The 25974-nt window shown below is 58.6% G+C and carries 26 protein-coding genes, 1 tRNA gene, 2 pseudogenes and 1 riboswitch; of the genes and pseudogenes, 20 read left to right on the top strand and 9 right to left on the bottom strand.

Features of this window, described 5'->3' with window-relative positions:
* Window positions 1–94 precede the first annotated feature (94 nt).
* The 5 genes from rpsA to pyrF all read left to right on the top strand — a co-directional run bounded on the left by rpsA (window position 95) and on the right by pyrF (window position 4481).
* On the top strand, window positions 95–1765 hold the full coding sequence (gene rpsA / locus ACTG2T_RS18445) for a 30S ribosomal protein S1 (RefSeq protein WP_005337148.1): 1671 nt from the start codon (window positions 95–97) through the stop codon (window positions 1763–1765).
* 92 nt (window positions 1766–1857) lie between these two features.
* A complete protein-coding gene (gene ihfB, locus ACTG2T_RS18450) occupies window positions 1858–2142 on the top strand; it encodes an integration host factor subunit beta (protein ID WP_005299934.1) in 285 nt (94 codons plus the stop codon).
* A 158-nt stretch (window positions 2143–2300) separates the two neighbouring features.
* Window positions 2301–2585 (top strand): LapA family protein, encoded by a 285-nt coding sequence (locus ACTG2T_RS18455; protein ID WP_005337143.1) that lies wholly within the window; start codon window positions 2301–2303, stop codon window positions 2583–2585.
* 9 nt (window positions 2586–2594) lie between these two features.
* Window positions 2595–3761, top strand: a complete 1167-nt coding sequence (gene lapB, locus ACTG2T_RS18460) for a lipopolysaccharide assembly protein LapB (protein WP_047438342.1) — start codon at window positions 2595–2597, stop codon at window positions 3759–3761.
* Between the two features lie 18 nt (window positions 3762–3779).
* Window positions 3780–4481, top strand: a complete 702-nt coding sequence (gene pyrF, locus ACTG2T_RS18465) for an orotidine-5'-phosphate decarboxylase (RefSeq protein ID WP_139442044.1) — start codon at window positions 3780–3782, stop codon at window positions 4479–4481.
* On the opposite strand, the gene rrtA is transcribed toward pyrF, so the two are convergent.
* On the bottom strand, window positions 4456–5049 hold the full coding sequence (gene rrtA / locus ACTG2T_RS18470; RefSeq protein WP_279496013.1) for a rhombosortase: 594 nt from the start codon (window positions 5047–5049) through the stop codon (window positions 4456–4458). The genes pyrF and rrtA overlap by 26 nt on opposite strands.
* Between rrtA and ACTG2T_RS18475 the strand changes: the two genes are divergently transcribed.
* The 5 genes and pseudogenes from ACTG2T_RS18475 (at window position 5048) to ACTG2T_RS18495 (ending at window position 7935) form a co-directional block, all read left to right on the top strand.
* A complete protein-coding gene (locus tag ACTG2T_RS18475; RefSeq protein WP_158110732.1) occupies window positions 5048–5671 on the top strand; it encodes a tRNA-uridine aminocarboxypropyltransferase in 624 nt (207 codons plus the stop codon). The genes rrtA and ACTG2T_RS18475 overlap by 2 nt on opposite strands.
* A 20-nt stretch (window positions 5672–5691) precedes the next feature.
* Window positions 5692–6399, top strand: a complete 708-nt coding sequence (gene queC, locus ACTG2T_RS18480; protein WP_330124539.1) for a 7-cyano-7-deazaguanine synthase QueC — start codon at window positions 5692–5694, stop codon at window positions 6397–6399.
* Between the two features lie 61 nt (window positions 6400–6460).
* A complete protein-coding gene (gene queE, locus ACTG2T_RS18485; RefSeq protein WP_019444695.1) occupies window positions 6461–7132 on the top strand; it encodes a 7-carboxy-7-deazaguanine synthase QueE in 672 nt (223 codons plus the stop codon).
* A 1-nt stretch (window position 7133) separates the two neighbouring features.
* Window positions 7134–7364 (top strand): DUF3820 family protein, encoded by a 231-nt coding sequence (locus ACTG2T_RS18490; protein ID WP_167569438.1) that lies wholly within the window; start codon window positions 7134–7136, stop codon window positions 7362–7364.
* A pseudogene (locus ACTG2T_RS18495) lies at window positions 7361–7935 on the top strand (cob(I)yrinic acid a,c-diamide adenosyltransferase). Before ACTG2T_RS18490 ends, ACTG2T_RS18495 begins: the two are co-directional and overlap by 4 nt.
* 69 nt (window positions 7936–8004) lie before the next feature.
* Here the strand turns inward: ACTG2T_RS18495 and ACTG2T_RS18500 are convergent.
* Window positions 8005–8409, bottom strand: a complete 405-nt coding sequence (locus ACTG2T_RS18500) for an H-NS family histone-like protein (RefSeq protein ID WP_005337123.1) — start codon at window positions 8407–8409, stop codon at window positions 8005–8007.
* Between the two features lie 302 nt (window positions 8410–8711).
* A riboswitch (Lysine riboswitch) is annotated at window positions 8712–8883 on the top strand.
* Between the two features lie 88 nt (window positions 8884–8971).
* Between ACTG2T_RS18500 and ACTG2T_RS18505 the strand changes: the two genes are divergently transcribed.
* Both ACTG2T_RS18505 and ACTG2T_RS18510 read left to right on the top strand, forming a co-directional pair.
* On the top strand, window positions 8972–10552 hold the full coding sequence (locus tag ACTG2T_RS18505) for a Na+/H+ antiporter NhaC family protein (protein WP_005351177.1): 1581 nt from the start codon (window positions 8972–8974) through the stop codon (window positions 10550–10552).
* Between the two features lie 91 nt (window positions 10553–10643).
* Complete coding sequence (locus tag ACTG2T_RS18510; RefSeq protein WP_005337121.1) at window positions 10644–11225, top strand: thymidine kinase; 582 nt, start codon at window positions 10644–10646, stop codon at window positions 11223–11225.
* 80 nt (window positions 11226–11305) lie between these two features.
* Here ACTG2T_RS18510 and ACTG2T_RS18515 read toward each other — a convergent pair whose 3' ends face one another.
* Complete coding sequence (locus tag ACTG2T_RS18515) at window positions 11306–12643, bottom strand: flavohemoglobin expression-modulating QEGLA motif protein (RefSeq protein WP_330124540.1); 1338 nt, start codon at window positions 12641–12643, stop codon at window positions 11306–11308.
* A gap of 158 nt (window positions 12644–12801) precedes the next feature.
* Here ACTG2T_RS18515 and ACTG2T_RS18520 point away from each other — a divergent pair, with 158 nt between their 5' ends.
* From ACTG2T_RS18520 to htpG, 4 genes are all read left to right on the top strand, one after another.
* Window positions 12802–13257, top strand: coding sequence for a YbjN domain-containing protein (locus ACTG2T_RS18520; RefSeq protein ID WP_005337119.1), 456 nt, complete (start codon window positions 12802–12804; stop codon window positions 13255–13257).
* Window positions 13258–13391: 134 nt separating this feature from the next.
* Window positions 13392–13479 (top strand) — tRNA-Ser (locus ACTG2T_RS18525).
* 184 nt (window positions 13480–13663) lie between these two features.
* On the top strand, window positions 13664–14266 hold the full coding sequence (recR, locus tag ACTG2T_RS18530) for a recombination mediator RecR (protein ID WP_005346280.1): 603 nt from the start codon (window positions 13664–13666) through the stop codon (window positions 14264–14266).
* A gap of 168 nt (window positions 14267–14434) precedes the next feature.
* Entirely contained in the window at window positions 14435–16348 is a 1914-nt protein-coding gene (gene htpG, locus ACTG2T_RS18535) for a molecular chaperone HtpG (protein ID WP_330124541.1), read from the top strand.
* A gap of 104 nt (window positions 16349–16452) precedes the next feature.
* Here htpG and ACTG2T_RS18540 read toward each other — a convergent pair whose 3' ends face one another.
* The 6 genes from ACTG2T_RS18540 to pspF all read right to left on the bottom strand — a co-directional run bounded on the left by ACTG2T_RS18540 (window position 16453) and on the right by pspF (window position 22894).
* Window positions 16453–17238: a peptide ABC transporter ATP-binding protein gene (locus ACTG2T_RS18540; RefSeq protein ID WP_216948463.1), complete on the bottom strand. Its 786-nt coding sequence runs from the start codon at window positions 17236–17238 to the stop codon at window positions 16453–16455.
* Between the two features lie 34 nt (window positions 17239–17272).
* The gene (locus ACTG2T_RS18545) at window positions 17273–18271 is read right to left on the bottom strand and encodes a peptide ABC transporter ATP-binding protein (protein ID WP_005333679.1); all 999 of its coding nucleotides are present in this window, start codon (window positions 18269–18271) and stop codon (window positions 17273–17275) included.
* Window positions 18271–19164, bottom strand: a complete 894-nt coding sequence (locus ACTG2T_RS18550) for an ABC transporter permease subunit (protein WP_005333677.1) — start codon at window positions 19162–19164, stop codon at window positions 18271–18273. Before ACTG2T_RS18550 ends, ACTG2T_RS18545 begins: the two co-directional genes overlap by 1 nt.
* 35 nt (window positions 19165–19199) lie before the next feature.
* Window positions 19200–20159: an ABC transporter permease gene (locus tag ACTG2T_RS18555; RefSeq protein ID WP_021231386.1), complete on the bottom strand. Its 960-nt coding sequence runs from the start codon at window positions 20157–20159 to the stop codon at window positions 19200–19202.
* Between the two features lie 2 nt (window positions 20160–20161).
* Complete coding sequence (gene sapA, locus ACTG2T_RS18560; RefSeq protein ID WP_041202111.1) at window positions 20162–21757, bottom strand: ABC transporter substrate-binding protein SapA; 1596 nt, start codon at window positions 21755–21757, stop codon at window positions 20162–20164.
* A 108-nt stretch (window positions 21758–21865) separates the two neighbouring features.
* The gene (gene pspF, locus ACTG2T_RS18565) at window positions 21866–22894 is read right to left on the bottom strand and encodes a phage shock protein operon transcriptional activator (protein ID WP_005333674.1); all 1029 of its coding nucleotides are present in this window, start codon (window positions 22892–22894) and stop codon (window positions 21866–21868) included.
* Between the two features lie 196 nt (window positions 22895–23090).
* Between pspF and pspA the strand changes: the two genes are divergently transcribed.
* From pspA to ACTG2T_RS18585, 4 genes and pseudogenes are all read left to right on the top strand, one after another.
* Entirely contained in the window at window positions 23091–23777 is a 687-nt protein-coding gene (gene pspA / locus ACTG2T_RS18570; RefSeq protein ID WP_005361184.1) for a phage shock protein PspA, read from the top strand.
* A gap of 3 nt (window positions 23778–23780) precedes the next feature.
* Complete coding sequence (gene pspB / locus ACTG2T_RS18575) at window positions 23781–24017, top strand: envelope stress response membrane protein PspB (protein ID WP_005333672.1); 237 nt, start codon at window positions 23781–23783, stop codon at window positions 24015–24017.
* Window positions 24014–24417, top strand: a pseudogene (gene pspC / locus ACTG2T_RS18580) (envelope stress response membrane protein PspC). The gene pspB and the pseudogene pspC overlap by 4 nt, the downstream one beginning before the upstream one ends.
* A gap of 145 nt (window positions 24418–24562) precedes the next feature.
* Window positions 24563–25969: a YcjX family protein gene (locus ACTG2T_RS18585; protein WP_330124542.1), complete on the top strand. Its 1407-nt coding sequence runs from the start codon at window positions 24563–24565 to the stop codon at window positions 25967–25969.
* Window positions 25970–25974 lie beyond the last annotated feature (5 nt).

Below are 25974 nucleotides of genomic sequence, written 5' to 3' on the forward strand. Positions count from 1 at the left end.
CATCCGGTCGTCTGCACCAAGGATGGCGCAGATTATTTAAAACAGCCCCGCTTGTGCCGGATTGCAAGTGGATGTTTCATTTGTGACATAAACAATGATCGAATCTTTTGCTCAACTCTTTGAAGAGTCCCTGAACGCCGTTGAAACCCGTCAAGGTTCCATCGTCAAGGGTACTGTCGTTGCTATCGAGAACGGTTTCGTACTGGTTGACGCCGGTCTGAAATCCGAGTCCGCTATCCCGGCTGAAGAATTCAAGAACGCCATGGGCGAGCTGGAAATCAACGTCGGCGACACCGTTGACGTGGCTCTGGACTCTATCGAAGATGGTTTCGGCGAAACCAAGCTGTCCCGCGAAAAAGCCAAGCGCCACGAAGCCTGGCTGCAGCTTGAGAAGGCTTACGAAGAGCAAGCTACCGTTATCGGTATCATCAACGGCAAGGTCAAGGGTGGTTTCACCGTTGAACTGAACGGCATCCGTGCCTTCCTGCCGGGTTCTCTGGTTGACGTGCGTCCGATCCGTGACACCGCTCACCTGGAAAACAAAGAACTCGAGTTCAAAGTCATCAAGCTGGACCAGAAGCGCAACAACGTTGTTGTTTCCCGTCGTGCCGTGATCGAGACCGAGAACACCTCCGAGCGCGAAAGCCTGCTGGCTAACCTGCAAGAAGGTCAAGAAGTTAAGGGTATCGTCAAGAACCTGACCGACTACGGTGCATTCGTAGATCTGGGCGGTGTTGACGGCCTGCTGCACATCACCGACATGGCGTGGAAGCGCGTTAAGCATCCTTCCGAAATCGTCAACGTTGGCGACGAGATCGCTGTCAAGGTTCTGAAGTTCGACCGCGAGCGTACCCGTGTATCCCTGGGTCTGAAGCAACTGGGCGAAGATCCCTGGGTTGCTATCGCCAAGCGTTACCCGGAGACCACCCGTCTGTCTGGCCGCGTGACCAACCTGACCGACTACGGCTGCTTCGTTGAAATCGAAGAGGGCGTTGAAGGCCTGGTACACGTATCCGAGATGGATTGGACCAACAAGAACATCCACCCGTCCAAAGTTGTTAACGTTGGCGACGTGGTTGACGTGATGGTTCTGGACATCGACGAAGAGCGTCGTCGTATCTCCCTGGGTCTGAAGCAGTGCAAATCCAACCCGTGGCAGCTGTTTGCCGAAACTCACGCCAAAGGCGACCGTGTTTCCGGCAAGATCAAGTCCATCACTGACTTCGGTATCTTCATCGGTCTGGATGGCGGTATCGACGGCCTGGTTCACCTGTCTGACATCTCCTGGAACAACCAGGGCGAAGAAGCCGTGCGTGAATTCAAGAAAGGCGACGAGATCGAAGCCGTTGTTCTGCAAGTGGATCCGGAGCGTGAGCGCATCTCCCTGGGTGTCAAGCAGATCGAAGAAGACCCGTTCAACAAGTACCTGGCTGACAACAAGAAAGGTGCTATCGTGAAGGGTAAGGTTACCGAGGTTGATGCCAAAGGTGCCGTTATCGAACTGGCTGATGGCGTAGAAGGCTACCTGCGTGCCTCCGACGCTGCTCGTGACCGTGTAGAAGACGCCACTCTGGTGCTGTCTGTTGGTGACGAAGTTGAAGCTAAATTCATGGGCGTTGATCGTAAGAACCGCACCGTAAGCCTGTCTGTCCGTGCTAAGGACGAGGCTGATGAGCGTGTTGCTATCGATAACCTGAACCAGCAAGAAGAAGTTGTGTTCAGCAATGCTATGATGGAAGCGTTCAAAGCCGCCAAGGGTGAGTAATCCTTGATGCAAGAAAAGGGCGGCATTGCGCCGCCCTTTTTTATCCTGGCAAAATGAATATTGCATGTGATCGGGGAAGGAGATTTAACGTTATGACCAAATCAGATCTCATCGAACAACTGGCAGCCAGCCGCATGCATATGCCGGCCAAGGATGTCGAAGCCGCCATCAAGGAGATCCTTGAGCAGATGGCGTCGACCTTGCAAAACGGCGACCGGATTGAAATCCGCGGATTTGGCAGTTTTTCACTGCACTATCGTGCGCCCCGTGTGGGCCGCAACCCCAAGACTGGGGACAAGGTTGAACTGACCGGGAAATATGTCCCGCACTTCAAACCTGGTAAAGAGTTGCGCGAGCGCGTCAACATCATTGAATAATGCAGAAATGGGCATACCTCGGGTATGCCTTTTTTCTTTTTGGCACCGATTCCTGTGCCAATCGTCTTGTTTCTTAAACTCTTTTCCCATTCACTCTAGAGTCTGCCTGCGATTTTAAGGATAATCAGCCTCTCATTAGATACTGACAGGGAGCTCTTATGAAGCGTATTTTGGCCCTCATTCCGCTGGTGCTGGTGTTTGTTCTGACCCTGGCGCTGGGCTCACAAAATGGCCAGCTGGTTCAGTTCAATTACCTGATCGCTCAGGGTGAGTTTTCGCTTGCCATGCTGTTGGGCTTCTTCTTCGCTGGCGGTTTTTTGCTGGGCTGGCTGGTATTCGGCCTGCTGTTCCTGCGCCTGAAAATGCAAAACCGCACCCTCAACCGCACCATGCGTCGTCAATCCCGCGAGTTGGAGCTGGCCCGGTCACCGGGTAAGGAATAATGTTCCTCAATGCTTGAACTGCTTTTCCTGCTGTTGCCCATCGCCGCCGGTTATGGTTGGTACATGGGTCGCAGGAGTGTTCGTCAGGACACCCAAAAACAGAGTAACCAGTTTTCCCGCCAGTATGTGGCGGGCCTCAACTATTTGCTGTCCGATGAATCCGACAAGGCGGTGGATCTCTTTATCCAGCTGCTTGAGGTGGACAGTGAAACCATCGAAACACACCTCTCCCTCGGCAACCTGTTTCGCCAGCGTGGGGAGGTCGATCGTGCCATCAAGATCCACCAGAACCTGGTAACCCGCCAGCTGACCCGGGAGCAGCGCCAGCTTGCTCTGCAGGAGCTGGCTCGCGACTTTCTTGCTGCCGGTCTGCTGGACCGGGCGGAAGCGCTCTGGAATGAGCTGTGTGACGACAGCGATTATGAAGAGACGGCGCTGGCACAGCTGTTGATCATCCATCAGCAGCTGCGGGATTGGGATAAGGCCATCGATGTGGCGGTTCGTCTGCAAAAATTCCAGGGCAAGAAGCTGGCCGACCCCATCTCCCATTTCTATTGCGAACAGGCCGAAACCGCGCTGCGTGAGGGCAATAAAGGGGAGGGGCTGGCCAAGCTCAAACGGGCGCTCAGTATCAATCCGGCATGTGCCCGAGCCAGTTTGCGCCTCGCAGAGCTCGCCATGGCGGAAGGGGAGTATGAGCAGGCCAGCAAGGAGCTGCTGCGGGTGTTCGAGCAGGATATCGACTTTGCCTCCGAGGCGATGCCCAAATTGCTCGAGTGCTATCAGCAGTTGGGCCGCACGCCTGCGTTGATCCCGCTGCTTGAGAAGGCAGTGGAAGATCACGCCGGTGTCAGCGTGACCCTGGCCCTTGCCAAGCTGGTTGAAGAGCGTGATGGCCTGAGCCAGGCCCGTTCGCTGGTGTTGCGTCAGCTGCGTCGTCATCCCTCGATGAAAGGTTTTTACCAGCTGGTGGGTTTTCAGCTGGCCAGTGCGGAAGAGGGGCCTGCCAAGGAGAGCCTCGAACTGCTGCAACAGCTGGTCGGCGAGCAGATCAAAATCAAGTCAACCCACAAGTGTCGGCAGTGCGGCTTTGCCACTCACTCGCTGTTCTGGCAGTGCCCGTCTTGTCGCCAGTGGGGTTCCATCAAGCCGATCCGTGGTCTGGACGGTGAATAACAAGCAATAGGATGTGAGATGCAAGATCCCAAAGTACTGGTAGCGCTGGATTATCAGCACGAGGCAGATGCCTTAGCGTTCGTTGAACGTATCTCTCCGGCCCAGTGCCGTCTCAAGGTAGGCAAGGAGATGTTTACCCTGTTTGGCCCGCAGTTTGTACGCCAGCTGGTGGCCAGGGGATTCGATGTCTTTCTGGATCTGAAATTTCACGATATTCCCAATACCGTTGCCAAAGCCGTGGCAGCCAGTGCCGAGCTCGGTGTCTGGATGGTCAACGTGCATGCCAGTGGTGGTGAGCGGATGATGCGTGCCGCCAAAGAGGCGCTACTGCCTTATGGCGACAAGGCGCCCCTGCTTATCGGCGTGACCGTGTTGACCAGCATGGAGCAGTCCGACATGATCCCTCTTGGTCTGGATGTAAGCCCGGCCGAGCAGGTGATCCGGCTGGCTACCCTGACCAAGGCATCCGGTCTGGATGGTGTGGTCTGCTCTGCCAACGAGGCCCATGAGTTGAAAGCATTGCTGGGCGCCGATTTCAAGCTGGTGACCCCGGGTATTCGCCCGACAGGTTCAGCGGCCGGGGATCAGCGCCGGGTGATGACACCCAAAGCGGCGGTCGAGGCGGGTTCCGATTATCTGGTTATCGGTCGCCCCATCACGCAGGCTGCCGATCCGGCCGCCATGCTGGCCAGCATCAATGCCGAGCTGGCTGGTGCGTAACAGGCTCACTCAGTGAGACGCGGTGCAGGCCGAGCAACAGGCCTGCACCGGCCCCGATAAGATGAGAGCCGATGTGTACCCTGGCATTGATCAGGGTGGCGATCGGACTCTCTCCTGCGTTGTAGAAGTCCATCACCAGCTTGAGCCCCATCCCCGCTAGCAGCAGCCAGCCCGACGTGCGGCGTCCGTGGCGGATATCCTGCATTGCCCCCCAGACAAACAGGCCATGCAGCGAGCCGGATAGCCCCATGTACCATTGGGTCTGCGGGCACCACCACCAGATCCCCAAGCCCACTGCCAACCAGAGCAGCAACATCAGCAGCGGCAGGCGAGCCCCACCCAGATAGTCGCGAAACAGGCTATAGAGGATGGCGAGGCCGCCCAGATTGAGCAGCAGGTGCCACAGATTGGTATGAGCCAGATTGCCTGTTATGATCCGCCACCCTTCGCCCCCGGCGATCAAGGGCCGATCGAAGGAGAGCTGAAGATTGGGAACGGTAAAGAAGAGTAGCAAGCTGGTGAGAGAGAGCGTGATAACCCAGAGCAATCCAGATTTGTCTGACAACATGAAACAGTCCAACGACAAGAACAGTCGATACTGTACACGTTGCACCCGAGCCCTCAAAGCCTGCCTGTGCGATTATATTGTGCCGGTTGACAATCATACGCCCCTCTACATCTTGCAGCACCCCAACGAGGTGGCACATCCCAAGGGGACTGCGGCGCTGCTGGCAGCCTCTTTGCAACAGTGCGAGATCCATGTGGGGGAGGACTTTTCCCGCGATGAGTGGCTCAATGGGTTGCTTGCAGATCCTTCCCGTCGCTGCTATCTACTCTGGCCGGATGAGGATGCCATTTCGCTGACCGATCTTCGCCAACAGTGGGAGAGTGAATCCTCTGGCTCCGCATCCGTCGCCTTTATCTTGTTAGACGGCACCTGGCGCAAAGCCTATCGCATGTTGCAGAGCAACCGGGCACTGGCCCGTTTGCCCCGTATCGGCATTGGTGCCATTGCCGGTCAATATGCCATTCGCAAGAAACCCTTTCCCGATGCCCTCTCTACCATAGAGGCGGGCTATCACCTCTTGTCCCGGTGGGAGGGAAGGCAGGAGCGCTATGCGCCCTTGCTGACCCTGTTCAATCGGTTGAATACCCAGTGGCAGGACTTTGCCGAAGGCCGCCGCGCGTGACAATTCAAGGAGTTACCAAGATGAAAAAAGCAGTCGTGGTTTTCAGTGGCGGTCAGGACAGCACTACTTGTCTGGTGCAGGCATTGGCCCGGTATGATGAAGTGCACGCCATCACCTTCGACTATGGCCAGCGCCATCGGGAAGAGATCGACACCGCGCGCTGTCTGGGCAGTGCACTGGGGATTGCCGCCCACAAGGTGATGGATGTGACGCTGCTTAATGAGCTGGCGGTCTCTGCCCTGACCCGTGACGACATTCCTGTCAGCTGCGAGCTGCAGGATAACGGGCTGCCCAACACCTTCGTGCCGGGCCGCAATATCCTGTTCCTGACCCTGGCTTCCATCTATGCCTATCAGGTGGGCGCCGAAGCGGTGATCACAGGTGTGTGCGAGACTGACTTCTCCGGCTATCCCGATTGCCGTGACGAGTTCGTCAAGGCCCTCAATCAGGCGGTGTCGCTCGGGCTGGATCGCGGCATCCGTTTTGAAACTCCCCTGATGTGGCTCGACAAGGCCGAGACCTGGGCACTGGCGGATCACTATGGTCACCTCGACACGGTGCGCCAGCAGACCCTGACCTGCTACAACGGCATTGCCGGTGACGGTTGCGGCACGTGTCCTGCGTGTGAACTGCGCAGTCGCGGCCTAAACAACTATCTGGCCGACAAGGCGGGCATCATGGCCAGACTGTTTGAGAAAACCGGGCTGGGTGAGAAAAGCGCAGAGTGAGCCTGCGTCTTGCCGTGGCTTGGGGTATAATCCGCGACTTTTGCAACAAGCCGTGATCGAGATGCACTACCCAATCAACGAGATTTTCCAGACCATCCAGGGGGAGGGCATCTTTACCGGCCTGCCCGCCATCTTTGTTCGCCTGCAGGGTTGCCCGGTGGGCTGCCCCTGGTGCGATACCCGTCATACCTGGGTTGTTGATCCGGCTCGTGAAGTGGGCAAGGCGGCGGTGCTGGATCGCTCCAACGAATCCGATTGTTGGAGCCAACTCAGCACCGCGCAGATTATCAAGAGCTTTACCGACCTGGGTTATCAGGCGCGCCATGTGGTGATCACCGGTGGCGAGCCCTGCCTCTACGATCTGCACGAACTCTCGTCAGCCCTGCTGGCGGCGGGTTATCAGGTGCAGATTGAAACCAGTGGCACCAGCGAGATCAAGACCCATGAGCAGACCTGGGTAACAGTCTCCCCCAAGATCGGTATGAAAGGGGGGCTGCCTGTGCTGGTCTCGGCGCTGGAGCGGGCCAACGAGATCAAGCATCCGGTGGCCACCGAGCACCATATTGAAGAGCTGGATACGCTGCTCGCTACTGCTACCCTGCGCCCTGATGTGGTCATTGCCTTGCAGCCGATCAGCCAGAAGCCAAGGGCCACCCAATTGGCGATGGATACCTGTATCGCGCGTAACTGGCGACTCTCAATCCAGACTCATAAATATCTGGATATCGATTAATATGGATTGGCTATCCGACGAACAGGTGCTGCTGACCCTGACCAACAAGATGCCTTACGGTAAATATCAGGGGCGGCGTATCATCGATATTCCCGAGCCCTATCTGGTGTGGATGGCGCGCAGCGGTTTTCCGGCGGGTAAATTGGGCCAGACGCTGGCGTTGGCTTACGAAATCAAACTCAATGGACTCGAATCCATGATTATTCCCATTATTAACAGGGTGTCGGTATGAGAATATATACGAGGCAGGGCGACAAGGGCATGACCCGGCTGGCCGATGGTATCCAGTTGCCAAAGGATCATTTGCGGGTCGAGACCTACGGTTATATCGATGAGCTCAACTCCCATATTGGCTTGCTGATTTGTGACGTGCCGTCGCAAGAGGTCGGTTTATTGGCTGATTTACAGCTGTTGCAACAGGAGTTGTTTGATCTGGGGGGGAGTTGGCATTCTCCAGTGACGCCCAGAATGAATCGATTTGGCAGGTTAATGCCGCTTGGACCACTCGCCTTGAACAGCAGATAGATCGTTATAGTGAGCCATTGCCACCGCTGCGCCAATTTATATTGCCCGGTGGTTCCCGTGCCGCGGCGCAAGCACATGTGGTGCGTACTCTGGTGCGTCATTGCGAGCGCTTGCTGCTGACATTGAGCCGGGAAGAGCGGGTCAATCCCGAGGTGCTGCCCTATCTGAACCGGATGAGTGACTGGTTCTTTACCGTTGCCCGCTATCTCATCTGCGTAGCAGGGGATCGTGAAGTGCTGTGGGTCAAGGCAGCAGATCGCCCGCAATCGGCTATCTGATATGTCACATTTAAGCGGCAATAAAAAACCTCGCCTTGGCGAGGTTTTTTATTAGCAACGAGATTGAGATCAGATAGCAAAGTCTTCCAGTGATTTGCCTGCTGCCACTGCGCTGGCAATAGCCGAAGGCATACGGCCCTGGCCGGTCCAGGTTTTCTCTACGCCATTATCCTGATAGCGATATTTGGCAGGACGTGGCGCCCGCTTTGCTTTTTCTGATTTGCCGGGGTTGGTAGCGACAGCGCTTACCAATTCTGCCGGGTCAATACCGGCGGCTTTCAGCATTTCGCTATATTCGTTAATTTTCCGCAGATGCTCTTCACGGGCCTGACGCTCGGCAGCTTCATCCTGCTGACGCTCAGCAACGATCGCAGAGAGTTTTTCCAGTGCCTCTTCCAGTTGTTCCAGAGAAAGTTCGCGGCAGGTCGCACGCAGACTGCGGATATTAAGCAGTACCTTTAAAAATTCATTCATAGGCGTTACCACGTCGAGTCAGAGAAAAATATTATGTTCCAGCTGATTCTTGCTTGGTGATTTAAATAAGTCAAGCCGGGTTAAATATAATATCCGTGGGGAACATCAATACAGATATTTAATATGGCCTGCAATAGGCTTGGAGATTGGATGCCAATGAAGCCGCAGTAGGTGAAAATAGCGTCAAAACAGGCGTTGTTGCATCATTTGACTACCATTTTTCGACCTTGATATATTTATCGTGACTATTTAATCAAAAAACTTGCTATAAGCTGCCATCTCGATAAAATGTGCGGCGAATACCTTTAAGTAGAGGCGCGCTGCCTATGAGTATTTGTGCGGAGGGTGATGCCTGTGATGCACAAGGAAAGGAGTCAGCGCCGAAGTGGCCAGGCCATCATACCGGGCTGCTGGTTCTGCATCTAATAGGTGCAGGACTGCCATAGTCATCCACTATGGAGCGCTACCTGAAGGGGCTGAGGAGTATGACCTCCCCATAGGTTTTGTTTCTTTAGATCCTCTCGGTAGATCTCCACCTGTAATCTTTAGGTGCAAAGAGATCATGGACATTAGTCATTTCGCCGACTCCGGTTGGTCAGTTCTTCCCCCCCTGTTGGCTGTCGCGCTGGCGATCATGACCCGCCGCGTGCTGCTGTCCCTTGGTGTGGGCATCGTCACCGGCAGTTTGCTGCTCAATCAGTTTTCACCCCTCGAATCCCTGCATTACATGTTGAATACCGTGCTCAAGATCTTCTGGGTCGATGGCGCGCTCAATCGTGACAATGTCAACATGATCCTGTTTATGCTGCTGCTGGGTGGCCTCATCAGCCTGATGAGCGTCTCCGGGGCGACCCGTGCCTTTGCCGAGTGGGCCGAGCGTCGAGCCAAGACCCGCAAGGGCGCCAAAGCCCTGACTGGCATGATGGTGTTTGCCTTCTTTATCGATGACTTCTTCCACAGCCTGTCGGTGGGGGCCATCTGCCGTCCGGTGACCGACCGCTTCCAGATCTCCCGTGCCAAATTGGCCTATCTGCTGGACTCCACCGCGGCGCCGGTCTGCGTGCTGATGCCCATCTCCTCCTGGGGGGCTTATATCATCGCCCTGGTTGGCGGCATCATGGCGGCCCACGGTCTGACCGAGCAGAGCCCCATCGCTGCGTTTGTCGAGATGATCCCGATGAACCTCTACGCCGTCTTCACCCTGATCATGGTGTTGGTGGTGATCGCCTGTCAGCTGGATATCGGCCCGATGCGTCAACACGAAGCGTGGGCGCTGGAAGGCAAGCTGTGGGATGAGTCCAAGGGCCGCCCCATCGGTCTGGATATGGAGAGCCCGGAAGAGAGCAACGGCGGCATGATCGACATGGTACTGCCGATCCTGACCCTGACCGCCGCCACCATCTATTTCATGATTGATTCCGGTGCTGCGGTGCTGAGCGAGAAAGGTCTGCCCTTCAGCGTGCTTGGCTCGTTCGAAAACACCAACGTCGGCTCTTCGCTGGTTTACGGTGCCTTGTGCAGTCTGGTGGTCTCCATCGGTCTGGCTATGCGCCTGAAGCTGGGTGCCAAGAACTGGATCAAGGCCGCGCCGCAAGGCGTCATGGCCATGCTGCCAGCCATCAACATCCTGCTGTTTGCCTGGACCATAGGTGCCGTGGTGCGCGACGTGGAGACCGGCAAGTACCTGGCTTCGCTGGCTAACGGCAACCTGCCGATCGAAGTGCTGCCTGCCGTGGTCTTTATCCTCTCCTGTGCCATGGCATTTGCCACCGGCACCAGCTGGGGTACCTTCGGCATCATGCTGCCGCTGGCCGGTGACATGGCCGCCGCCAGCGACATCAGCCTGATGCTGCCGATGCTGGCTGCGGTACTGGCTGGCTCGGTGTTCGGGGATCACAGTTCACCCATCTCCAGCACCAGCATCCTCTCTGCCACCGGTGCCGGTTGCCATCACATCGATCACGTGATGACCCAACTGCCCTATGCACTGGCCATCGCCTTCGGCGCGGCCATCGGTTACCTGGCGATGGGCTTGATGCACTCCAGCCTGGCCGGTTTCAGTGTCAGTGCCCTCTGGTTCGTGCTCTTTACCGGTTATCACCTGAAAAAGGCCAAAGCGCGGCCAGTGCTGGCCACCGCGTAACATTTATAGAGCAAGGGGCCCGCGGGCCCCTTGGTTTTGTCAGGGGCTTTGGTTAGCATGCGCCCCATAAATTCAGTTTCGGAACAGTATCATGGCTTCACTGCACTACAAATTTGCCACCATGAATTCAGGCAAATCCACCCAGCTCATTCAGGCGCACTTCAACTATCTGGAGCGGGGCATGCATCCTCTGGCGATGACGCCAGCCATCGATGACCGTTTCGGGGTCGGGGTGATCAGTGCCCGGGTAGGCCTTGAACTGAAGGTGGACGTGTTCAGCGACAGCTGCGATCTGTTTGAAATGGTGAAAGAGCGCCATGCGAAGAAACATATCGATGTTTTCATCGTGGACGAGGCCCAGTTCCTGACCCGTGAGCAGGTCTACCAGCTGGCCCGCATCGTCGATGAGCAGGATATTCCGGTGATGGCCTATGGCCTCAAGACCGATTTTCGCGGTGAGCTGTTCCCCGGTTCCTACCATCTGCTCTGTCTGGCCGACAAGTTTGAAGAGCTGAAGAGCATCTGCTGGTGTGGCAACAAGGCTCACATGAACTCCCGGGTCAACGAAGCGGGGCAGGTGATGCGTGATGGCGAACAGGTGGAGATCGGCGGCAACGATCGCTATGTATCGCTCTGTCGCAAACACTATCTCGAAGGTCGGGCCTACAAGTAATTCGGCTGCGATATTTGAATCGTCGAGCAGGGCGCCAATCTGGCGCCCTTTTTATTTTCCCCAACTTGTATCGCTGTGGTTCAGTCGATCTCGATATCCACCGGCGCAATGATGGGGTCGGCCACCGGCAGGCGTTGAAACAGCTGGCGAAAATGGTGCTGTACCCGGCCGATATCCACCAGCGACATGCCGGAGGCAAAACCGAACCAGACATAGAGCCCGGTGAGATCGCGAAACATCGGTGGCAAATAGCGGGGGGCGGCGATCAGCCCCTCCAGATAGTGCTGATAGAGCACCGGAATGTCATCCAGTGTCACCTTGCCGACAAACAGCATCGGCAGGATCTCGGGCACCCCTTCCAGCACGGCGCTGCGGATAAAGTTGACCGTCTCCACATAGCCACGCACGTAGGAGAGATCCTTGGTAAAGCAGGCGCCGCCGCGCACCATGCCACCACGAAAGACCCGCTGGGTGATCTTGTAGGCGTCGTGCTCGCTGGTGCCCTGCTGCACGAAGTGCTGAAACACCTCGATAAAATCGGCGCCGCGCTCGGCCATGTCGATGGCCATCACCCGATCGGAGATGCGCTTGGCCCGATCCGGAAAGGAGCTGAAGGTGAGGGTCTCTATCAGGACAGCCAGCCCCTCCTGACAGGCGGTGATCCGCGGTGAACCGGCGCTCAGCCAGGTGGCATAGGGCTGCTGGCGACCGTTGAGGGTGGTGCCGACATGGACCCACCCCTCGTGTACCTCCAGCACCTGCAAGTCCAGCTCGGAGAAACGGGCGTGGGAGTTGAGCTTGATGTAGTCGCCCCCGGCAGCGGCATCGGAGACAATCCCATCGCTCAGCTTCACCTGCACAGTGCCGTCACTGAAGTAGCTCGACAGCTTGCCCTGCAGTTTGGCGACCGCGGCTTCTCCTTCGAACTCCTTGGGGTAGGGGCGCACCAGATGGCGCGCGCCGGGCAGGGAGAAGATATCGCACAGGCGGGCGCCCAGCTCCTTGAGGGTCTTGCGATCCCCACGCAGGTGATCGCTGGCAGAGCCATAAAGCAGCTGGCTGTAACGCTGAAAATCGGGTTGGCCGCGCTGGCGCAGCATCTCGATCACCACCATGTACTGATCGACCGTCTCTTGCAGGATCCGGCCAAGATCGTCCTGTGGCCCCAGTTTTCTGCGGATCCGGTCCCGCAGCTCCTTGAGCTCCAGATACTTGTTGCGCGGATCGAAGCCGAGGGGGAGGGCATCATAGAAGTGCCTGTCGATAGCGGGCAGCTCCCTGCCACCGCTTGCCAGAAAGCGATCCTGCAGATGGCGTGGCCATTTGATGGCATCCAGAATGCGGATGGGTTTTTGCAGGGTGAGCAGCTCATCCGAGAGTGATTTCAGATGAAGGCGATACTTTTCTTGGATAGTCATGGGGCCCCCTGTGGGGCAAGCATCATCGTGGATTTGGCTGAGTATATGCATAGCGCTTGCCAAAAAGAAGCGAGCCGCAGGGTTATCGGGTTGGCGTGCTTTTTGTTGATAGCAAATTGGTTTAGACTGCGCCCCTTGATCCCAATCTTGTCGTGGAAATGATGAATATCCCCAGCTCCGAAATGATAATGCGTTGGTTGCAACAGGCTCGTATCGAGCACTATGTCTGCGACCAGTGTCACGGTATCCACATTGTCTCTTTGCAGTCGGTCGATGGTATTCAGGAGAGTCGGATCTTCGTGGAAGAGGAAGGCCTGCTGTTCTCCTCCGAGCTGGAAGTGCGCCCCTCCGCAATGCTGCCGCTGGTTGCCGAACTGGGCCGACTCAATATGCAGTACCCCTCCCTCAAGGTGTTCCTCGATATCATCGATGACAACCTGCCGCGGCTGGTGGTCGGCCACACCGTCTTTACCAAGGCCGGACTCAGCGTCGAGCAGTTCCTGCTGTTCGTGCAAAGCACCATCGCCGCAACCCACGAACTGGTTGCCGAATGCGAACGTTCCGGCTTCCTCAACCTGCCGGAAATCCAGGTCGCACCGGAATCTGTGCATTAAGTGTTCGAACGGTTCGCCAGGTGAAAAAAGCCGTTGACGCGGGCGGGGCTTTCCCCTAAATTACGCCCCGTTCCAGCGCAACAGCGCAGCGAACACCGTGTTGGCTGAACACGTTAAACCACAGGCCAAAATTTGGTGAGGTGTCCGAGTGGCTGAAGGAGCACGCCTGGAAAGTGTGTATACGGCAACGTATCGAGGGTTCGAATCCCTCCCTCACCGCCAAATTGCAAAGCCCCGATGGAAACATCGGGGCTTTTTGCTATTCGCGTTTTTGCTGGCGCTGTGGGCAAGCCTATGGCGATGGGCGGCGGGCTCGGGTATAGTCCTGCGCCAATGGCGTTATCCTGTTTTGCTGACCCGTCGTGGCCCTGGTGGTGGCGAGGGGCAGGCCTGTGTAAGGAGTGTTATGAAGTTCAGTCCCCTGCTCGATGAGATGATGAAAGCCCTGCAGGTATTGCCTGGGGTGGGGCCCAAGTCTGCCCAGCGGATGGCCTTTACCCTGCTCGAGCGTGAGCGCAGCGGCGGTTTGCGTCTGGCCCAGTTGCTCTCCCGCGCCCTGACCGAGATCGGTCACTGCAGCCACTGCCGCACCTTTACCGAGAACGATCGCTGCGATATCTGCGCCAATCCCAAGCGGGAAGAGAATGGCCTGCTCTGCGTGGTGGAGAGCCCGGCGGACGTGGCCGCCATCGAGCAGACAGGCCAGTTTTCCGGTCGTTACTTTGTGCTGATGGGCCATCTGTCGCCACTCGATGGTATCGGCCCGGAGGAGCTGGGGCTCGATATTCTGGAGCGCCGCTTGAAAGATGAGGCGATCAGCGAACTGATCCTCGCCACCAATCCTACCATCGAGGGGGATGCCACCGCCTGGTATATCGCTGATATGGCCCGTGCTGCCGGGGTAGAGGTGAGCCGCATCGCCCACGGGGTGCCGGTGGGCGGCGAGCTGGAGCTGGTGGATGGCACCACGCTCTCCCACTCCCTGATGGGGCGCCAGCGCCTCAAGTAAGGGGAGGGTGGCGGCAGGCAAGTCGCGAAAAACTGAACATAAAATAGGCGGTCACACGCCAACAGGGGGCGAATGAGCAGGATTGCACATTCGCCCCCTTGATATTTGGATCCCTGTCCCCATCTAGGTTGGGCATATGTTCAACCCGATGTTTCTGAGGATTGGTCCATGACCCAAAGTGTTCATGCCGAAACCCACGGCTTTCAGACTGAAGTCAAACAACTGCTGAGCCTGATGGCTCACAGCCTCTACTCCAACAAAGAAGTATTCCTGCGCGAGCTGATCTCCAACGCATCCGATGCGGCGGACAAGCTGCGCTTCAAGGCGCTTTCCGATGCCTCTTTGTTCGAAAACGACGGCCAGTTGCGTGTGCGTCTGGTGGTGGACAAAGAGAAGCGTACCCTGACCATCTCCGATAACGGGATCGGTATGACCCGCGATCAGGTGATTGAGCACCTGGGTACCATCGCCAAGTCCGGCACCGCAGAATTCTTCAAAAACCTCTCCGGCGATCAGGGACGTGACTCCCAGCTGATCGGTCAGTTCGGGGTCGGCTTCTACTCCGCCTTTATCGTGGCCGACAAGGTGACCGTGGTCTCCCGCGCCGCCGGTACTGCTCCGGAGCAGGGCGTACAGTGGGAATCTGAAGGGGAAGGCTCCTTCACCGTCGCTGACGTAACCAAAGAGGGTCGCGGTACCGACGTCATCCTGCACCTGCGTGCCGAAGAGGACGAGTTCCTCGACGACTGGCGCCTGCGCTCCGTGGTGGGCAAGTATTCCGATCACATCAGCGTGCCGGTGGAGATGTTCAAAGAGGGCACCCCGGATCGCGAAGAGGATGGTGAGACCATCGTCGGCACCCCGGGCGAGTGGGAGCAGGTCAACCGCGCCACGGCACTGTGGACCCGCAACCCGAAAGATATCAAGGACGAGGAGTATCAGGAGTTCTACAAGCACGTCGCCCACGACTTTGAAGATCCGCTGCTGTGGGGTCACAACCGGGTGGAAGGGGCGCAGGAGTACACCAGCCTGCTCTACGTACCGGCCCGCGCACCGTTCGACCTCTACAACCGCGAGCAGAAACACGGTCTGAAGCTCTACGTACAGCGCGTCTTCATCATGGATGACGCCGAGCAGTTTATGCCGACCTACCTGCGCTTCGTCAAAGGGGTGCTGGACTCCAACGATCTGCCGCTCAACGTCAGCCGCGAGATCCTGCAGGACAACAAGGTGACTGCCTCTCTGCGCAAGGCTTGCTCAAAGCGCGTGCTGACCATGCTCTCCAAGCTGGCAAAAGACGATGCCGAGAAGTACGCCAAGTTCTGGAAAGAGTTCGGTAACGTGCTCAAAGAGGGCCCGGCCGAGGATTACGCCAACCGCGAAGAGATCGCCAAGCTCCTGCGTTTTGCCAGCACCGCTGGCGAGGGCGAAGCCCAGACCGTCTCTCTCGAGGATTACGTTGGTCGCATGAAGGAAGGCCAGCAGAAGATCTACTACATCACTGCTGACTCCTATGCCGCTGCCAAGAACAGCCCGCACCTCGAGATCTTCCGCAAGAAGGGTGTCGAAGTGCTGCTGATGTGGGAGCGCGTGGACGAGTGGCTGATGAGCCACCTGACCGAGTTCGACGGCAAGCAGCTTATCTCCGTCACCCGTGGCGAACTGGATCTCGGCGATCTGGAAGACGAAGCCTCCAAGCAGGCCCAGGAAGAGGCCGAAAAGGCCAACGCCGGTCTGGTGGAGCGGGTCAAGAAGAGCCTGGGCGATGCAGTGAAAGAGGTGCGTGTCACCCACCGTCTGACCGACTCCCCCTCATGCATCGTCACCGACGCCTACGGTATGAGCACCCAGATGATCAAGCTGATGCGCGCGGCCGGCCAGCCGGTACCGGAGCAGAAGTACATTCTGGAGCTCAACCCTGACCATGCGCTGGTGAAGAAACTCGACACCATTGAAGACGAGGCACTGTTCGGTGAGTGGGTCACCCTGCTGCACGAACAGGCCCAGCTGGCCGAGCAGGGCGGGCTGAACGATCCGGCGCGCTTCGTCTCCCGCATCAACCGTCTGCTGCTGCAAGCCTAAGCAGCAACGCCGGTAACAGAAAGCCCACTGCATGCAGTGGGCTTTTTTGATCTCGCCGTGTGAGCGCGGCGAAAACAGCGGCAAAGGAGGCGGTCTGCGCCTCTCTATTTGCGGTATTCGTTGTTGTAGTTCTGGATGAGACGGCGAGTCACCTCATGTTGGGGATCGGCAAACACCTTGAGGGTCTTGCCGCGCTCCACCACCCGACCTTCGTGCATCACCAGCACCTCGTCGCTGATATGGCTGACGATGCCCAAATCGTTGGCTACCAGCACATAGCTCAGCCCCATGGTCTCCTGCATCTCCAGCAGCAGGTTGATGATCTGGGAGCGCACCGAGATATCCAGGGTGGAGAGCGCCTCATCGGCCACCACTATCTTGGGGTTGAGGATCAGCGCGCGCGCCAGCGCCACCCGCTGCTGCTGACCGGAGGAGAGCATCTGCGGATAGAACAGGGCGTGATCCGGCAGCATCCCCACCATGCGCAGGGTCTGCACCACCTTCTCGCGGCGCTCCTCCTCGGTCATCTCGGTGTTGAGACGCAGCGGCGTCTCCAGGATCTGGCCGACCCGGATCTTGCGGTTCAGCGAGGTGTTGGGATCCTGAAAAATCATCCGCAGCAGTTTGCAGCGAGTCTGGTAATCGCCATGCACCATCAGGTGGCCGTCGATGGCGATGTCGCCGCTGGTGGGTTCGATCATGCCAGCCAGAATGCGGGCGAGGGTACTCTTGCCGGAGCCTGCCTCGCCGACGATGGCGAGGGTCTGGCCCACTTCAAGATCAAACGAGAGGGGCTTGATCGCCTCCACCGCCTGACGACGGAACAGACCGGTACGGTTCTGGTAGGTTTTGCTAAGGCCTCTGACCTGCAACAGGGACGGCTCGATCACAAGCGGGGCTCCTTCATGGGGGCATTAACGGTCATCATTTTTTCGGCTCCTCCATGTTCAGCGGGAAGTGACAGCTGAACTGATGGCCCTTGATCTTGTTCATCAACGGAGTTTGCACGCACTGCTTCTGGGCGTAGGGGCAGCGCGGCCCCAGACGGCAGCCGATGGGCAGGTGTTGCAGCGGCGGGATGACGCCGGGCAGGGTCTCGAGGCGCGACTTGTGGCGCACCAGCTTGTCAAAGTCGGGGATCGATTTGAGCAGGGCATCGGTATAGGGGTGATGCGGGGTCTCGAGGATCTGCTCCCGTGTGCCCACTTCCACCATCTGGCCGCAGTACATCACGTTGATGGTATCGGTCAGGTTGGCGATGGCGGCGATATCGTTACTGATGATCAGGATAGTGGTATTGCCCAGCTTGTTCATCTTGTCCAGCAGTCGCAGGATCTGGGAGTGGGTGGTGGACTCCATGGCGCTGGTGGGCTCGTCGGCTACCAGCAGACGCGGCTGGTTGGCAATGGCCATGGCGATCATCACCTTCTGGCACATGCCATCCGACAGCTCGTGGGGATAGGCACGCATCACCTTGCGGTGATCCTTGACGCCTACCCGGTGCAGCAGGGCGATGGCCTTCTTCTTGCGCCACTGGAAGCGCTGCCAGAATTGTCCCTCGAACGAATCGGTCGGGATCGCCTCTTCCAGCTGGGTGCCGATCTCCTCGGAGGGATCGAGACAGCTGATGGGGTCCTGGAAGATCATGGCGATCTCGCGACCCATGATGCGACGGCGCTCCTTGGGGGCCATGGTCAGCAGATCCATGTCGTTGAAGCGCATCCGGTCGGCACGTACCGTCCAGTTGTCCTTCTCGATGCCGACGATCACTTTGGCGATCAGACTTTTACCTGAGCCGGATTCACCCACCAGACCGCGGATCTCCCCCTCGGTCAGGGTCAGGCTCACCTTGTCCACCGCCTTGACCTTGCCTTGCGGGGTGTCGATCTCGATGGTGAGATTGCGTATGTCGAGCAGCGGCATCAGTCATTCCCCTCTTTGAGTGCTTCACGAATGCCTTCACCAACTAAATTGGTCACCAGCACGCTGAACAGGATGGCTATGCCGGGCAAGGTGACGGTCCAGGGGGCGAGATAGATAAGATCGCTCGAGTCAGCCAGCATGGTGCCCCACTCCGGTTGGGGAGATTGGGCGCCGAGGCCAAGAAAACCGACCGCCGAGATATCGAGAATGGCCGCCGATAAGGTGCGGGTGGTCTGGGCCACCAGGGTCTCGACAATGTTGGGCAAAATAGCCAGCCGCATGATCCGGAAGGGAGGCGAGCCATCGAGGCGGCTGGCGGTGATGTACTCCTTCTGCATCTCGGCATGCACTGCGTTATAGGTGGCCCGGATAAAGGGCGGGATCAAAGCGAGCGTAATAGCAATCAGGGTATTGCCAAAACCCGGCCCCATGATGGCGACCATGATGATGGCCATCAGCAGGGAGGGGATGGAGAGCAGGGTATCGAGCAGGTGGTGCAGCACGCTCGATTTAAGCCCCTTGCTCATGCCGCCGAGGATACCGATGGCGGAGCCCACCACCATGGCGATCACCACCACGACCAGCGCATAGCCGAAAGTGAGACGCGCCCCTACCACCAGCCGGGAGAGCATGTCGCGCCCCAGATCGTCGGTGCCGAGGAAGTAGTCGATGTTGCCGGTCGCCGCCCACGAGGGGGCCAGCAGCAGCTTGTCGGTGTGCTGTTCATCAATGCCGTAGGGGACGACCAGCGGCCCCACCAGCGTGATGAGCAGCAACAGCAAAAAGCACCATAGCCCTGCCATCGCCAGCGGATTGCGGCTGTAGGAGGCCCACGTCTGCTCAAGGGGCGAGAGGATCTTGAGCTCGGGATAGATGTTCGATTTATCTTGCATAGGATACCTGGCTCCTGGTCACGCCATGAGCGCGTTTAATCTTGTTTGGCATACAACTCTTTGCGCCGTGCCGGATAGATAAGGGTGGTCAGCAACTCGGTGCTGACGCTGGTCAGGATCACGAAACTGGCCACTACCAGGGTCGCGCCGCGAATGGCGGCGTAATCCTGCAGGGCGATGCTGCTGATGAGCCAGCGGCCGATCCCGTGCCACTCGAACACCACCTCGGTGATCATGGCGGAGGTAAGCACGCTACCCAGTTGCAGACCCAGCAGCGGCAGTACCGGCGGCAGGGCGTTCTTCAGACCATGGCGCCAGACGATCTGCGCCTTGGAAAGGCCCCGGCTCGCCGCCGCCTTGATGTAGTTCTGCTTCATCACGTCGATGAGGGAGCTGCGCACATGGCGGATCACCTCGGTGGTGGGCACCACCGCCAGCACCAGTGACGGGAGAATGAGGTGGCGCAGGGCATCGTGCAGCGCCGCTTGCCGCCAGGGTTCGTTGCTGAGCAGCACATCGATCACCGCGATGCCGGTAATGGGGGGGACGTCGTAGAGCAGGCTGATCTGCCCGGAGGCTGGCAACCAGCCGAGATCCAGCGAAAAGAGCATCACCACCAGCAGCGCCAGCCAGAACACCGGCACCGCATAGCCGATAAGACCGGCAGTCATGATGGAGAGATCCAGCGTCTTGCCCTGTGACAGGGCCGCCAGGGTTCCGAGAGGGATCCCCACCAGCAGCGAGATGGCGAACGCCGCCAGACAGAGGATCAGGGTCGCCGGGAAGTAGTGGCGGATCTCGTCCAGCACCGGCAGCCCGGAGACGCTGGAGAGCCCCAGGTCACCTGCGAAAATGCGGCGCAGGAAATCGGGGTAGCCGCTCCAGAAGCTGAGCTGATTGCCGATCAGCCGATAGTCCAGCAGATAGGCGACAAAGGTCAGCGCCAGCAGGGTGATGAGCAGCAGGTTGATGCGGCGCAAGGTGTATAGAAGCATGCTTACTCCCTGTGAGCCTGGTTGAAGGAGGTGCCGCCAAAGGGCATCAGCGTCAGCCCCTCGATGTCGCTGCGGCTGACCTGGGTACGCAAGGCGTGTGCCAGCGGGATCAGCGGCAGCTGTTCGTTGAGCAGGGTCTGGGCATAGTAGTAGTTACGCAGCCGGAACGAGAGCTGGGGCGTGGTGACCGCATCATCCAGCAGCTGATCGAAGGCCGGGCTACACCAGCGGCTGTAGTTGTTGCCGCGCTCCACTGCCGAGCAGCTCAGCAGCTGGCGGAAGAAGTTGTCCGGATCTGCGTTGTCGGCAATCCAGCCGGAGAGCAGACTGTCGTACTGCCCCTTGGTGAGGCGGCCTTCGATCACCGGCCACTCCCGTTGCACGATCTTGAGCTTGATCCCGACCTTGGCCAGATCGCTGCGGATCAGCTGGGCGGTCTTGACCGCATCCGGGTTGTAGGGGCGGGCGTCCGGTTGTACCAGCACCTGCATCTCGAACCCTTTCTCCAGACCCGCCTCCTTGAGCAGCTGGCGCGCCCGTTTCAGATCGGGTTTGCGCTCGGGCAGGCTGGGGTTGTACCCCCATGAGAGGGTCGGCAGCAGGCTGTTGGCGGGCAGGCCGGTATCGAAATAGACCGCCTGCAGCAGGTTGTCGATATTGATGGCGCTGGCAATGGCCTGACGCACCTTGACGTTGTTGAACGGCGGCTTGCGGGTATTGAGGGCCAAAAAGGCGACGTTCATCCCCGACTGGACCGAGAGGCTCAGTGCCGGATTTTGCTTGATCACCGAGAGCTGGCTGGCGGAAGGGGTGCTCATCACGTCGCACTCGCCGGTCAGCAGCTTGGCCAGCCGTTTGGCGGATTTGGGGGTGATGTCGTAGACCAGCTGTTCAATCTTGGCATCGCCACCCCAGTAGCCGGGATGGCGCAGATAGCGAATGAACTCGTTGTGGCGATACTCCTTGAAGCTGAACGGCCCGGTGCCGATGGGGCGGCTATCCAGCAGGGCTGGCGTGCCCGCCTGCAACATCTGCTCGGCGTATTCGGCGGAGAGGATCACCGCATAGTCGCTGGCCAGAGTGGCGAGGAAGGAGGCGTTCGGCTGATTCAGCTCGAATACCACCGTCTGCGGCCCCTTCTTGCTCACCCGCTTGATCAGCAGATCTTGCCCCAGGCTGTAGAAGTAGGGGTAATCGCCGCCGGAGACATTGTGATAGGGGTGCTGCTCGTCCAGCTGGCGGGCATAGGTAAAGACCACGTCATCGGCATTGAAAGTGCGGGTGGGCTTGAACCAGGGGGTATGGTGAAACGTTACCCCCTTGCGCAGGGTCAGGGTATAGGTGAGGCCATCCTCGCTGACATGCCAGTTGGTGGCGAGCGCCGGTTCCAGCGCCAGGGTGTTGGGGTTCACCTCCAGCAGGCGGTCGTAGAGCGGACGGGCACTGGCATCCAGTGTCACCCCGGAGTTGGAAACATGGGGATTGAAGGAGAGGGGGGATCCCTCAGCACAATAGATGAGTCCGGTTTTGGAGGCCTCGGGTTGCTTCTGGCAGCCGGTGACCAGCACCAGCAGACCCAGCAGCAAGGGTGTGAGCATTCTCATTGTTGAACCATGTTCTTATAGGGGTTTTGTACGCACGTTTTGATACAAATGTGCCAGCGCGAAGGCTGGCGTGTTGCTGGAGTCGGCATCAACCGCGCTCCTTCACTCTTGTTCTGCATCGTTATCGCCATCCAGCAGCTGATATTTGCGTAGCATGCCACGGAACTGGTGATAGCTTAAGGCCAGCAGTTGAGCGGCTTTGCGCTGATTATACTGGGATTGCTGCATCGCTTGCTTGAGTAAATTAATCTCGTACTCCGCCACCGCCTGCTTGAGATCGAGCGGCAAGGCAAGGGGGGATGCAGATTGTACCTCGCTTCGGGCCTCTTGCGCAGGTTGCGTGACCTGTGGTCGCCAGGGGGAATCAAACGGGTTGAGCACCAGTGTCGAGAGCGGCAGCTGGGGATTGCCCTGACGATAGATACTGCGCTCCACCACGTTCTTCAGCTCTCTCACATTGCCCGGCCAGTGGTAATCCAGTAGCAACTGGGTCGCCTTGCGCGAGAAACCGGCAAACAGTGGATAGCCCAGCTCCCGGGTCATGCTGTGGGCGAAGTGCTCCGCCAGCATCAGGATATCTTCCCGCCGCTCCCGCAAGGGGGGGAGGGTGATCACATCAAACGCGAGTCGGTCGAGCAGATCGTGGCGAAACTGCCCCTTGTCGGCCAGCGCAGGGAGATCCTCGTTGGTGGCGCAGACCAGCCGCACATCCACCTTGAGGGGCTTGGCCCCGCCCACCCGCTCGAACTCGCCATACTCGATGACCCGCAGCAACTTCTCCTGCACCCGGGCGCTGGTGGTGGCCAGCTCGTCAAGGAACAGGGTGCCGCCATCGGCCCGCTCGAAGCGGCCCTGATGGCGTTTGGCGGCGCCAGTAAACGACCCCGCTTCGTGACCGAACAGCTCGGTTTCCAGCAGGCTCTCGCTCAGAGTGGCGCAGTTGATGGTGACAAAGCTTTGATCCCAGCGCGCCGAGAGATAATGTAGGCGGTGGGCGATGAGCTCCTTGCCCGTCCCCCGCTCACCGATGATCAGCACGGGTTTGCGCAGCGGGGCGAGCCGTGAGGCCTGCTCAATGATCTCGAGAAATGCGTTGGATTCCCCCAGCAGGCTTTCCGTGGCCGTGGTCATAGTGATCCCTGTCAGTTGTAAAAGCTGGTCAATCTTACCAAAAGTTGGTGATTTTAATCATCTCTTGCGCGAGGCATCTTGCAATCCGGCTATTCTGCCCCATATAAATCAACAAGTTAAATTTTGTTCCAGATTGGCACACAAGTTGCCATTGTCAATGGAGAAATAACGCCATGCCAATAACAGGAGTGCAATCATGAGTATTTTTTCCCGTCTGGCCGACATCATCAATTCCAACCTGACGGCCCTGCTCGACAAGGCAGAAGATCCCCAGAAGATGGTGCGCCTGATCATCCAGGAGATGGAGGACGAGCTGGTCAAGGAGCGCTCCAATCTGGCCCGCTTCCTCGCCAGCCAGAAAGAGATTGGTCGTCAGGTCGCCCGCCATCAGGAGCGGGTCGACGAGTGGCAAGCCAAGGCCGAGCTGGCCCTGACCAAGGGACGTGAAGATCTGGCCCGCGCCGCCCTTATCGAGAAGAAGAAACAGACCGAGTTGTCAGAGACCCTCTACCGCGAGCAGCAGGCGGTCGACAGTGGCATCGAGAAGCTGGGTGAAGAGATCCGTCAGCTCGAAGCCAAGCTGGAAGATGCCCGCGCCCGTCAAAAGGCGATGGCCATTCGCACCGAAGCGGCCAGCAGCCGTCTCAATGTGCAGAGCCAGGTAGCCCGTGGCGAGAGCCAGGCGGTGGTGAGCAAGTTTGAGCGGATGGAGCGTCGCATCGACGAAATGGAAGCGCGCGCCGATCTGGGACAGTCCGACAAGGCGCTGGCGCAGCAGTTTGCCGAGCTGGAAGTGGACGATCAGATAAGTCGTGAGCTGGAAGCCATGCGCCAGAAGCTGGGGCAGGGCGACAGCAAAAGCGAAGGCAAACAGGGGGAGTAACAGATGGAAGATCTGCTGGGCGTATTGATGGTTCCCATGGTGGTCTTCATGGTGGTGGTGGCCCCCATCTGGCTGGTGCTGCACTATCGTGCCAAGGGGCGCATTGGCGCCGGTCTTGCCGATAGCGAGCGGGAACAGCTGCAAGGGCTGCTGGCTCGCACCGAGAAGATGCAGGAGCGAGTGGGCGCGCTGGAATCGATTCTGGATGCGGAAGTACCCGGTTGGAGGAACAAGGTATGAGCAGTGTCAGTCGTGAAGGGCGCAACCTCTATCGCGATCCCCAGCGTGGCAAGATAGCCGGGATCTGTGCCGGTTTGGCTGAGTATTTCGGGGTGGAGACCTGGATCGTGCGGCTGCTCGCCATCAGTGGCCTTATCTTCGCCGGTTTCATTACCTTCACCGCCTATATCGCTGCCTGGTTCTGCTCGACAAAAAGCCGGTCACCCTCTATTCGCAAGAGGATGCCGACTTTGCCGAGGTGCGGATGAAAGCGCGCAGCTGGCAGGCGGGGATCACCCCTCATCAGGCGCTGGGCCGCATCGCGCAGGAACTTGACGCGCTGGAGCCCAGAGTTCAGCGGATCGAGAAGCTGGTGACATCCAGGGAGTTCACCCTGCAGCGGGAATTTCGCAAGCTGTAGTTCTTGCTCAAGCACTCAATGTCGATGGTGGAATCTTCTGCGATGATCCACCATCGACGACAACTATCCAGACGTGGATAAGCGGTCGACCTCTCGCACGGCTGAGCACGCCGGATGCAACCACCAAGGGAGAACGGGTCAAGCCTTGATACTCAATAAACTGGAACAGAAGTTGACTCGCCTGCAACACAAGGCGAACGACGTGGTGAACCGGGTGCGGGATCGCCATATCCGGCTGGCGGTGACCGGCCTCTCTCGCAGCGGCAAAACCGCCTTTATCACGGCGCTGGTCAACCAGCTGGAACACGCGGCCATCGATGGCCGTTTGCCGTTGTGGGATGCCCTGCGTCAAGGGCGCATCCTCGGCGCCCGCCGGGTGCCGCAGCTCAATGCCCACATCCCCACCTTTGCCTACGAGCGTGGCCTCGACTCCCTGTTTGGCGATCCACCTGCCTGGCCCGAGCCCACCCGCGGCGTGGCCGAAGTGCGCCTCGAAATCCGCTATCGCACCCGTCACCCTCTGCGCAAGCATCTGGGGGAGATCTCCACCCTCTACGTGGATCTGGTGGACTACCCCGGGGAGTGGCTGCTCGACTTGCCGCTCCTTGAGATGAGCTACGAGCAGTGGAGCGAACAGGTGCGCGAGCAGCTTCGTCGCCCAGAGCTGCAGGCACTTGCCGCCAGCTGGCTGACATCCGGGTGGCAGGCTGAGCAACGCTTCGAAGAGCGGCCGGTGGCTGAGCTTGCCGAGCGCTACACCGCCTATCTGCATGCCTGCAAACAGGAGCTGGGATTGCACCTTATTCAACCCGGTCGCTTCGTGTTGCCGGGGGAGTATGCCGGTGCCCCCATGCTGCAATTTGTCCCCTGGGTGTGGGAGATGCCTGCCAGCGAGCCCGCCGATGGCACTCTTTACGCCACTCTCAAGCAGCGCTTCGAGCAGTACAAGCAGCATCTGGTGCAGGGTTTTTATGAGCAGCACTTTGCCGGTTTTGATCGCCAGATCGTGCTGGTGGATTGCCTGCAGCCCCTCAACGCCGGGGCGGCCAGCTTTGGCGACATGCAGCAGGCCATTGCCCGCATCATGGAGAGCTTTGCCTACGGCAAGAGCAACTGGTGGCGGCGACTCTTCTCGCCCCGTATCGACAAGCTGCTCTTTGTGGCGAGCAAGGCCGATCACGTTACCCCCGAACAGCATGCGCCCATGGTTTCCCTGCTCCAGCATCTGGTGCGCAGTGGCCGCGGGCAGGCCCGTTTTGAGGGGATCACCACCGAGTGTCTGGCGCTCGCCGCCATCAAGGCGACCGAAGTGGGCAAGGGGGTGGCCAATGGCCGCGAGTTTCCCGCCATCCGTGGCACCAGCCTGAGCGGTGAGCCGCTGCTGCTGTTCCCCGGGGAGGTGCCGCCCCATATTCCGCCTGCGCAGTGGTGGAACAGTCAGGGCTTTGATTTTCAGGCGTTTTGCCCCATGCCCATGAGCCCCCATCAGGCGCTGCCCCATATCCGGCTCGATGCGGCGCTGGAGTTTCTGCTCGGGGATCACCTCGAATAACGGGG

The organism is Aeromonas sp. 75A (genome assembly GCF_051919425.1).
Lineage (GTDB): Bacteria > Pseudomonadota > Gammaproteobacteria > Enterobacterales > Aeromonadaceae > Aeromonas > Aeromonas veronii.

Bases quoted from the DNA above. Each gene is read 5' to 3' on its own strand.
- rpsA (WP_005337148.1), top strand. From the start codon at position 95: ATGATCGAATCTTTTGCTCAACTCTTTGAAGAGTCCCTGAACGCCGTT.
- ihfB (WP_005299934.1), top strand. From the start codon at position 1,858: ATGACCAAATCAGATCTCATCGAACAACTGGCAGCCAGCCGCATGCAT.
- ACTG2T_RS18455 (WP_005337143.1), top strand. From the start codon at position 2,301: ATGAAGCGTATTTTGGCCCTCATTCCGCTGGTGCTGGTGTTTGTTCTG.
- lapB (WP_047438342.1), top strand. From the start codon at position 2,595: ATGCTTGAACTGCTTTTCCTGCTGTTGCCCATCGCCGCCGGTTATGGT.
- pyrF (WP_139442044.1), top strand. From the start codon at position 3,780: ATGCAAGATCCCAAAGTACTGGTAGCGCTGGATTATCAGCACGAGGCA.
- ACTG2T_RS18475 (WP_158110732.1), top strand. From the start codon at position 5,048: ATGAAACAGTCCAACGACAAGAACAGTCGATACTGTACACGTTGCACC.
- rrtA (WP_279496013.1), bottom strand. From the start codon at position 5,049: ATGTTGTCAGACAAATCTGGATTGCTCTGGGTTATCACGCTCTCTCTC.
- queC (WP_330124539.1), top strand. From the start codon at position 5,692: ATGAAAAAAGCAGTCGTGGTTTTCAGTGGCGGTCAGGACAGCACTACT.
- queE (WP_019444695.1), top strand. From the start codon at position 6,461: ATGCACTACCCAATCAACGAGATTTTCCAGACCATCCAGGGGGAGGGC.
- ACTG2T_RS18490 (WP_167569438.1), top strand. From the start codon at position 7,134: ATGGATTGGCTATCCGACGAACAGGTGCTGCTGACCCTGACCAACAAG.
- ACTG2T_RS18500 (WP_005337123.1), bottom strand. From the start codon at position 8,409: ATGAATGAATTTTTAAAGGTACTGCTTAATATCCGCAGTCTGCGTGCG.
- ACTG2T_RS18505 (WP_005351177.1), top strand. From the start codon at position 8,972: ATGGACATTAGTCATTTCGCCGACTCCGGTTGGTCAGTTCTTCCCCCC.
- ACTG2T_RS18510 (WP_005337121.1), top strand. From the start codon at position 10,644: ATGGCTTCACTGCACTACAAATTTGCCACCATGAATTCAGGCAAATCC.
- ACTG2T_RS18515 (WP_330124540.1), bottom strand. From the start codon at position 12,643: ATGACTATCCAAGAAAAGTATCGCCTTCATCTGAAATCACTCTCGGAT.
- ACTG2T_RS18520 (WP_005337119.1), top strand. From the start codon at position 12,802: ATGATGAATATCCCCAGCTCCGAAATGATAATGCGTTGGTTGCAACAG.
- recR (WP_005346280.1), top strand. From the start codon at position 13,664: ATGAAGTTCAGTCCCCTGCTCGATGAGATGATGAAAGCCCTGCAGGTA.
- htpG (WP_330124541.1), top strand. From the start codon at position 14,435: ATGACCCAAAGTGTTCATGCCGAAACCCACGGCTTTCAGACTGAAGTC.
- ACTG2T_RS18545 (WP_005333679.1), bottom strand. From the start codon at position 18,271: ATGCCGCTGCTCGACATACGCAATCTCACCATCGAGATCGACACCCCG.
- ACTG2T_RS18550 (WP_005333677.1), bottom strand. From the start codon at position 19,164: ATGCAAGATAAATCGAACATCTATCCCGAGCTCAAGATCCTCTCGCCC.
- ACTG2T_RS18555 (WP_021231386.1), bottom strand. From the start codon at position 20,159: ATGCTTCTATACACCTTGCGCCGCATCAACCTGCTGCTCATCACCCTG.
- sapA (WP_041202111.1), bottom strand. From the start codon at position 21,757: ATGCTCACACCCTTGCTGCTGGGTCTGCTGGTGCTGGTCACCGGCTGC.
- pspF (WP_005333674.1), bottom strand. From the start codon at position 22,894: ATGACCACGGCCACGGAAAGCCTGCTGGGGGAATCCAACGCATTTCTC.
- pspA (WP_005361184.1), top strand. From the start codon at position 23,091: ATGAGTATTTTTTCCCGTCTGGCCGACATCATCAATTCCAACCTGACG.
- pspB (WP_005333672.1), top strand. From the start codon at position 23,781: ATGGAAGATCTGCTGGGCGTATTGATGGTTCCCATGGTGGTCTTCATG.